Source organism: Pseudomonas sp. 39004 (genome assembly GCF_028682155.1).
In the GTDB taxonomy this organism is placed as follows: domain Bacteria; phylum Pseudomonadota; class Gammaproteobacteria; order Pseudomonadales; family Pseudomonadaceae; genus Aquipseudomonas; species Aquipseudomonas capeferrum.
Genome location: NZ_JANIAG010000221.1, coordinates 1 through 7,631, shown reverse-complemented (window position 1 = coordinate 7,631; position 7,631 = coordinate 1). Strand labels below are relative to the sequence as shown.

Here is a 7,631-nt window from a genome sequence, read left to right as displayed (position 1 = left end):
CCTGAGCGCCAGCAAGAGCGCCACCTTAAACCTGATGACGAGGATCAAGCATGGTTTCACTCACCCCGACGCCTCATTACGCGCGCCTGTCCATCGCCCTGCACTGGCTGATGCTGGTGCTGCTGGCCGCCGTCTACGCCTGCATCGAGTTCCGCGGCCTGTTCCCCAAGGACAGCGCCGAGCGCAACCTGATGAAGGACCTGCACTTCATGCTGGGCCTGACGGTGTTCGTGCTGGTCTGGCTGCGCCTGGCGGTACGCCTGAGCCGCCCTACCCCGCCTATTCTGCCCAAGCCCCCAGCATGGCAGACCGGCCTTGCCCACCTGATGCACCTGGCACTGTACCTGTTGATGATCGGCCTGCCCCTGGCCGGTTGGCTGATTCTCAGCGCCGCCGACAAGCCGGTACCCTTCTATGGCCTGGAGCTGCCCCACCTGATCGGCGCAGACCCGGACCAAGCCAAGTTCATCAAAGGCTGGCATGAGCGCGTCGGCAGCTGGGGTTACTGGCTGATCGGCCTGCATGCGCTGGCCGGGCTGTATCACCACTACGTGCAGCGCGACAACACGCTGCTGCGCATGCTGCCCTACAAGTAACCGCGTCGGCCTTGCAGGCCACCGGTGTGCAGCACGATCAGGCGGGTGCCGGGCGGGAACACGCCGGCCTCGACCTGCTCACGCAGCGCTAGCAAGGCCTTGCCGGTGTAGAGCGCTTCAAGCGGCACGCCGGTGCTGCGCTCGCAAGCGTCGATAAACCCCAACAGTTCGTCGTCGACCCGGGCAAAGCCGCCCCGGCAGGCATCGTGCAGCCGATAACCACTGTCGCCGACCAGCGCCCTCACATTCTGCGCCACGCCGTGATCGCCTGGCACCGCCAGCGCGCCGTGCACGTCATGCGCGCCGGCCTCTTCCAGCACCAGGCCAGCGAGCGTGGTACCGGTACCCACGGCCAGCCACCAGGCGCTGTAATCGTCCCAACCGATGCCGGCCAGCTGTGCACGCGCCTGCGCGACGATCAACCCGCAGCCTTGCGCGCCCGCCATGCCGCCACCGCCTTCGGGGATGCAGTGCCAGCCGGGGTAACGTGCCTGCCAGGGTTGCCAGAACCCCGCTTCATGGCGAGCGCGGTAGCCGCCATAGCCCAGCCAGTACACGTGCATGCCCAGCGTCTGCAGATCACGCACCGTCGGGGTGTCCTGGGCATGGCCACGCAGCAAGCCGGCGGTGGCGAAGCCAAAACGTTTGCCAGCGGCGGCCAGGGCGTGCAAGTGGTTGGAGTGGCTACCGCCCAGGCTGATCAGGCCGGGGGCGCCTGCTTCATGGGCTTGCGCGAGGTGGTGACGCAGCTTGAACCACTTGTTGCCGCTGATCAGGGGGTCGATCAGGTCCAGGCGCAAGATGGCAGCTTCGACGTCGGCGCTTTGTAGCCAAGGCAGGGTCAGGGGGTGCAGAGGGGCCTGGGGGAGGTTCAAGAAATCGATGGACATGAAGCGGGGCCTGAGGCGGATGCATCAGTCTATCAGTGAAACAGCGGGGGGCCGCAAAGCAGCCCCCGGCCCTATCAAAGCTCGGCTGCCAAACGCGAGCCTTGGTTGATCGCCCGCTTGGCATCCAGCTCGGCCGCCACATCTGCGCCGCCGATCAAATGCACCGACTGCCCCGCAGCCGCCAGCCCGTCGTACAACTCACGCAGCGGCTCCTGCCCGGCGCAAATCACCACGTTGTCCACCGCCAACAACTGCGGCTCACCGCCACCGACACGAATGTGCAAACCGGCGTCGTCGATATTCAGGTATTCAACGCCATTGAGCATCTGCACCTGTTTGTTCTTCAGCCCTGCGCGGTGAATCCAGCCAGTGGTCTTGCCCAGGCCGTCACCTACCTTGGACGCCTTGCGCTGCAGCAGGTACACCTGGCGCGCCGGCGCGTGCGGCGCGGCCTTGATTCCGGCCACGCCACCGCGAGCCTCAAGCTGGGTGTCGATGCCCCACTCTTTCCAGAACGCGTCACGGTCCTGGCTGCTGGCCACACCCTGATGCACCAGGTACTCGGACACATCGAAACCGATACCGCCCGCCCCAATCACCGCGACGGCCGCGCCGACCGGCTTGCGTTCGAGCAGCACATCCAGGTAGCTGAGCACCTTGGCGTGCTCCACCCCCGGGATCGCTGGGGTGCGTGGCGCGATACCGGTGGCCAGGATGACCTCGTCGAAGCCGCCGTCCACCAGCGCCTGTACATCGACGCGGGTGTTCAGGCGCACGTCCACGCCTGTGCTGCTGAGTTTGTTGGCAAAGTAGCGCAGGGTCTCGAAGAACTCTTCCTTGCCAGGCACCCGCTTGGCCACGTTGAACTGCCCACCGATCTCGCCAGCGGCATCGAACAGGGTCACCTGGTGGCCACGCTCGGCGGCCACAGTGGCGGCCGCCAGGCCGGCCGGACCTGCACCGACCACGGCAATACGCTTCACCGCGCGCACAGGCAAGTAGTTGAGCTCGGTCTCGTGACAGGCGCGCGGGTTGACCAGGCAGCTGGTCAGCTTGCCGCCAAAGGTGTGGTCCAGGCAGGCCTGGTTGCAGCCGATGCAGGTGTTGATCTGCTCAGCGTGCCCGGCGGCGGCCTTGTTGACGAAGTCCGGGTCGGCCAGGAACGGCCGCGCCATGGAGACCATGTCGGCATCGCCTTCGGCGAGCACCGCCTCGGCCACTTCCGGGGTGTTGATGCGGTTGGTGGTGATCAGCGGAATGTTCACCGCCCCCCGCAGCTTGGCGGTGACCTTGCTGAACGCCGCACGCGGCACTTTGGTGGCGATGGTCGGGATGCGCGCCTCGTGCCAACCGATGCCGGTGTTGATCAGTGTCGCGCCGGCCTGCTCGATGGCTTTGGCCAACAGCTCGATTTCGTCCCAGGTGCTGCCACCTTCGACCAGGTCGAGCATCGACAGACGGAAGATGATGATGAAGTTCGGGCCCACGGCCTCACGCACACGGCTGACGATTTCTACGGCCAGGCGCATGCGGTTGGCGTAGCTGCCACCCCAGCGGTCGGTGCGGTGGTTGGTGTGGGCAGCGAGGAACTGGTTGATGAAATAGCCTTCCGAGCCCATCACCTCGACGCCATCGTAGCCAGCACGCTGGGCCAGTACGGCGCAGTTGACGAAGTCGGCGATCTGCTTCTCGATGCCCGCTTCGTCCAGCTCCTTGGGCTTGAACGGGTTGATCGGCGCCTGGATCGCACTTGGCGCGACCTGGCGCGGGCTGTAGGCGTAGCGCCCGGCATGAAGGATCTGCAGGCAGATCTTGCCGCCGGCAGCGTGCACCGCCTCGGTCACGATGCGGTGCTTGTCGGCTTCTTCTTCGGTGCTGAGCTTGGCGGCACCAGAATAGACCCCCCCCTCATCATTGGGCGCAATGCCGCCGGTGACCATCAGGCCGACGCCACCTCGGGCGCGCTCGGCAAAATAGGCCGCCATGCGCTCGAAACCACCGGGGCGCTCTTCAAGGCCGGTGTGCATCGAGCCCATCAGGGTGCGATTGCGCAAGGTGGTGAAGCCCAGGTCGAGCGGTGCGAGCAGGTGCGGATAACGGTCGGCAGCCATGGAAGGTCCCCATGTGGCGTGATCACGGAATGCGGGTACCTCGCCAGCCGGCGGGCCCGTCGTTTATCTGCCGATGACATTAAACAGCCGTTTGAACAGGCTCAATGATCGAAACTGACAACTTATTGATCCTCCCTCACAGCACGGCTACCCTAGACAACTCTGACTTCCAAGGCGCAGTACCGCTTCATGCGAAAACTCCTGGCAAGCGCCCTGGCGCTGGTGATGATCGCCGCCGTGTGCGGCTACGGCTTCTGGACCCAGCAGCGCCCGGAAGGCCATTACCTGTCCGACCTGCGCATCGAGCTCGCGCTCAACCATGGCGTGCCGGGCGAACACGGCAACCTGCTGGGCGTCGAGCCGCTGCTTTACCCAAGTGACTACCAGAACCTGCAGCGCCTGCACCGCAAGCTCTCGGCCTATCTGCAGCAGGCCCGAATGCAGGGGCTGGTTGGCCCGCGCACGGTGGTGGTGTTGCCGGAGCACATCGGCACCTGGCTGTGGGCGCGCGGCGAAAAGAACGAGCTGTACCAGGTCACGCAGAGCCGCGAGGCCTTGCAATGGCTGGAGCTGAGCAACCCGCTGCGCTATGGCCTGGCGATGCTGCGCGCCAACGCCGACGACTGGCGAACCGACGCGCACCTGCGCATGAAGGCCGAGCAGATGGCCGCCGACTATCAGCAGCTGTTCGGTGGCCTGGCCAAGGAGTTTGGGGTAACCCTGGTGGCTGGCTCTATCGTGCTCCCTGCCCCTTATGTCAAACAGGGCGTGCTGCACGCCGGCAGTGGCCCGCTGTACAACAGCAGCGTGGTATTTGCCGGCGACGGCTCGCTGTTGGGCCAGCCCCAGCGCCAGCAGTACCCGGACAGCGAAATGCGCCGCTACATCCATGATGGCCGCCAGCACCCGCTGCAGGTCCTGCAAACCCCCGCCGGGCGCCTCGGTGTACTGATCGGCAGTGACAGCTGGTACCCGGAAAACCACCAGCAACTGGAGCAACAGTCGGTCCAACTGATCGCCAATCCGGTGTTCCTCAGCGGCAAAGGCAGCTGGCAGGCGCCCTGGCGCGGCAACCGCCACCAGCAGGCGGCGGCCGAGCTTGCCTTGCAGCGTGGCGAGGTCAGCGAGCAAACCGCCTGGCAGCGCCTGACCCAGGCGGCTGGCGCAGGTGTCAGCAGCATGAGCGTGTTCATGCGCGGGCAGTTCTGGGAGCAGGCCGGCGACGGCCAGGGCTTTGCCCATCAGTCAGGCGAACTGCTGGCGGGCAACCCCAGCCACGGCGCCCGTCTGCTGAACCTGTGGTTGTGACCCCATGGCCCGCCCCCGCGTGCGCCTGGGTGACCTGTCGGTAGGGTTCGTCCAGCCATTGGCCGGGGCTGTACGCGCGCTGGGCCACGACCCAGCGCCCCTGCTGCAGCGCTATGGCCTCGATGCCGCCCGCCTGGCCGAAGCGGGCGCACGCTTGTCGATCCCCCGCTACATGCACCTTGGGCATGCCGCCATCGCCCTCTGCGCCGAGCCGGCCCTGGGCCTGCATATGGGGCGTCTCAGCCGCCTGGCCCATGCCGGCCTGGCGGGCATCACGGCGGCCCAGGCGCCAACCCTGGGCGAAGCGGCGCGTACCTTGCTGCGCTTCGAGCCGTTGTATGCTGCCAACTACCGAGGCCACTCAAGCTTTCAGGAAGATGCCCAGGGCGCCTGGCTGCGCTTCTACTCCATCAGCCCGTACAACACGTACAACCGTTTCGTGGTCGATTCGTTGCTCGCCGGCTGGCTGGCACAACTGGGCGACCTGGCAGGCAGCGTGCTGCAGGCCGAACGGCTGGATATCGAATTTGCAGCGCCCGACTATGCCACTCAGTATCAGCCGCTGTGCTGTACCCCGGTGCAGTTCGCAGCCGCTGGCAATCAACTGCGCCTGAGCCGCGCCACGCTACAGATAGCCAACCCGCAGCATTGCCCGAGCACCTGGCAGCACCTGCTGCAACTGTGCGAAGCCGAGTTGCTCCAGCGCACACGGGTACGCAGCCTGGGTGAACGCATCACGCACCTGCTCGGCCCGTTGCTCAATGGCGGCCGCGAACCGGACCTGGACGAAGTGGCACTGAGCCTGCAATTGCCCACCTGGACATTGCGGCGCAAGCTGGCTGAGGAAGGCACGCGTTTTCGCGACGTGCTGAACGAGACACGGCGCGACCTGGCCGAAACCTACATCCGTGACACGGCGCTGGCTTTCGGCGAAATCGCTTATCTGCTGGGGTTTGCTTCGGCAGAGGCTTTCCAGCGCGCATTCAAGCGCTGGACCGGCCTCACGCCGGGGGAGTTTCGCCGCAGTCAGCGGCAGGCCGGCTAAAGCTCGGTGGCGTCGTCGGCAGGTTCCGGGGTATCCAGTTCGTATGCCTGGAACTCGAGCAACTCTTCCTGATATTCGTCCATTGCCCTGCGTCCTCTTTTCTCATCTGTCTTCGTAGGTGTCGCCTTCAACCTAAGCAGGTTGGGTGAAGGAATGATGACAAGCTCATGAGAAGTAAACGTAGCAGGTATCGAACGCGTTATCGCCGCCCGTCTGTAACAGGGAATGTGTGATGTGCCCGCGCGTAGCCGCAGGCGCAAAGAGGCTCAGAGGGTGGCCGGCGGGGCTTCAGCAGGTTGCGTCTGGAGCGGTGCCGGCTCTGCCGGCGGTGCTACAGGTTGCGAGCCTTGGCTGTCATTGACCACAGGCGCTACTGGCACCTCGGCAGCCGGGGCAACGGCGGCAGGCGCTGGGGCGGCCGCGGGAACCGCTGCAGGGGCGGCAGCCGCCTGCTCTGGCAGGCCCAGGTCAACCGCAGGCTTTTCCAGCTTCGGCGCAGGCGCCTCAGGCTCGACCTTGGCCTTGGCCTTGCTGACCTTCTTGGGCTTGGGCAGATAGCTCTCTACCAGTGCGAAATACCGGTCGTAGAACTGCGCCGCAGTCACCGTCTCGCTGGCCACCTTGACCATCGAGTCGTCACTCGAACCGATCGGCATCGACACCGAACCCAGCACGCCCACACCCAGGCTGGCAGAGGTATTGGACTTCTTCAGGCTGTAGCGATCCTGCAGGGCGTTGGCGAACATGGTCGAACGCTGTTCGTCGCTCACGTCTGGCGCGCAGGTGACGTTGAAACTGATCTGCAGGTGGTTTTCGCTGTTCTGCTGGAAGCTCTTGTTACCGGTAACCTGGTTGGCACCGCTGCTGGTGATGATATAGCCCTGGCTGAGCAAGGCACGGCGAGCGGCCTCGCAGGAGCCGGCATCGGTCACCGGAAAGCTGCGCGAGAACGTCCCCGAGTCGTCGAAGTTCTCGTGCTCGTAGATGGCCGTTTTTTTCGAGGAACAACCGGTCACGCCCGCCAGCACCAGGGCCAGCCCGAGCGCACCAAAGACGGATGATCTGGTCATTGCGAATTCCGGGTAAGTCGAGAAGGTGCCTATTGTGCATCAGCGCGCACAGACACTGAAACCGTTCATCCGTGAAGAGTCTGTCAGCTTCGTGTAAAGGTGGCCGAGCAGGCCGTGAAAACGAAAAAAGCGACCCTGAGGTCGCTTTTCACGTTGCTTCGAGGAGTTCAAGGCCTCGAGGCGAAGATGGCGCAGCGGACGGGACTCGAACCCGCGACCCCCGGCGTGACAGGCCGGTATTCTAACCGACTGAACTACCGCTGCGTATCGCTTGGGCTTGCGCCCGGTGAAACCTTTTTTGCCTGCTTGCTGGCCAGAGGCACAGTTTTATCAGGCACAAAAAAAGCGACACGGTGATCGCTCTTTTTGTTGCTTCGAGGCGTTCAAGGGGCCTCGAAACGAAGATGGCGCAGCGGACGGGACTCGAACCCGCGACCCCCGGCGTGACAGGCCGGTATTCTAACCGACTGAACTACCGCTGCGTATCATTCAGGCTTGCGCCCGATTGAAACTGGGATCGACCTCAGGCATATTTGCCTTTTGGTCTCAGACCGGTGCAAGGCACCCACCTGTTACTAAAAAGTGGCGCAGCGGACGGGACTCGAACCCGC

The 7,631-nt window shown here is 64.7% G+C and carries 6 protein-coding genes and 2 tRNA genes; 3 read left to right on the top strand and 5 right to left on the bottom strand.

Going from position 1 to position 7,631, the window contains the following annotated elements:
* Nucleotides 1-50: 50 nt before the first annotated feature.
* Nucleotides 51-596 carry a cytochrome b gene (locus tag NP534_RS24370; RefSeq protein ID WP_033700521.1) on the top strand — a complete coding sequence of 182 codons (546 nt, stop codon included), beginning with the start codon at nucleotides 51-53 and terminating at the stop codon, nucleotides 594-596.
* On the opposite strand, the gene NP534_RS24365 is transcribed toward NP534_RS24370, so the two are convergent.
* Entirely contained in the window at nucleotides 587-1,486 is a 900-nt protein-coding gene (locus tag NP534_RS24365) for a 1-aminocyclopropane-1-carboxylate deaminase/D-cysteine desulfhydrase (protein WP_443201098.1), read from the bottom strand. The genes NP534_RS24370 and NP534_RS24365 overlap by 10 nt on opposite strands.
* A gap of 74 nt (nucleotides 1,487-1,560) precedes the next feature.
* Nucleotides 1,561-3,597, bottom strand: a complete 2,037-nt coding sequence (locus tag NP534_RS24360; protein ID WP_274100406.1) for an NADPH-dependent 2,4-dienoyl-CoA reductase — start codon at nucleotides 3,595-3,597, stop codon at nucleotides 1,561-1,563.
* Between the two features lie 189 nt (nucleotides 3,598-3,786).
* On the opposite strand from NP534_RS24360, the gene NP534_RS24355 reads away from it, so the two are divergent.
* Both NP534_RS24355 and NP534_RS24350 read left to right on the top strand, forming a co-directional pair.
* Nucleotides 3,787-4,905, top strand: coding sequence for a nitrilase-related carbon-nitrogen hydrolase (locus NP534_RS24355; RefSeq protein WP_033700524.1), 1,119 nt, complete (start codon nucleotides 3,787-3,789; stop codon nucleotides 4,903-4,905).
* 4 nt (nucleotides 4,906-4,909) lie between these two features.
* Nucleotides 4,910-5,950 (top strand): AraC family transcriptional regulator, encoded by a 1,041-nt coding sequence (locus tag NP534_RS24350; protein ID WP_274100405.1) that lies wholly within the window; start codon nucleotides 4,910-4,912, stop codon nucleotides 5,948-5,950.
* Between the two features lie 266 nt (nucleotides 5,951-6,216).
* Here NP534_RS24350 and NP534_RS24345 read toward each other — a convergent pair whose 3' ends face one another.
* From NP534_RS24345 to NP534_RS24335, 3 genes are all read right to left on the bottom strand, one after another.
* Nucleotides 6,217-7,020, bottom strand: coding sequence for a DUF2242 domain-containing protein (locus NP534_RS24345; protein ID WP_274100404.1), 804 nt, complete (start codon nucleotides 7,018-7,020; stop codon nucleotides 6,217-6,219).
* 187 nt (nucleotides 7,021-7,207) lie between these two features.
* Nucleotides 7,208-7,284 (bottom strand) — tRNA-Asp (locus NP534_RS24340).
* Between the two features lie 141 nt (nucleotides 7,285-7,425).
* A tRNA-Asp gene (locus NP534_RS24335) sits at nucleotides 7,426-7,502 on the bottom strand.
* Nucleotides 7,503-7,631 lie beyond the last annotated feature (129 nt).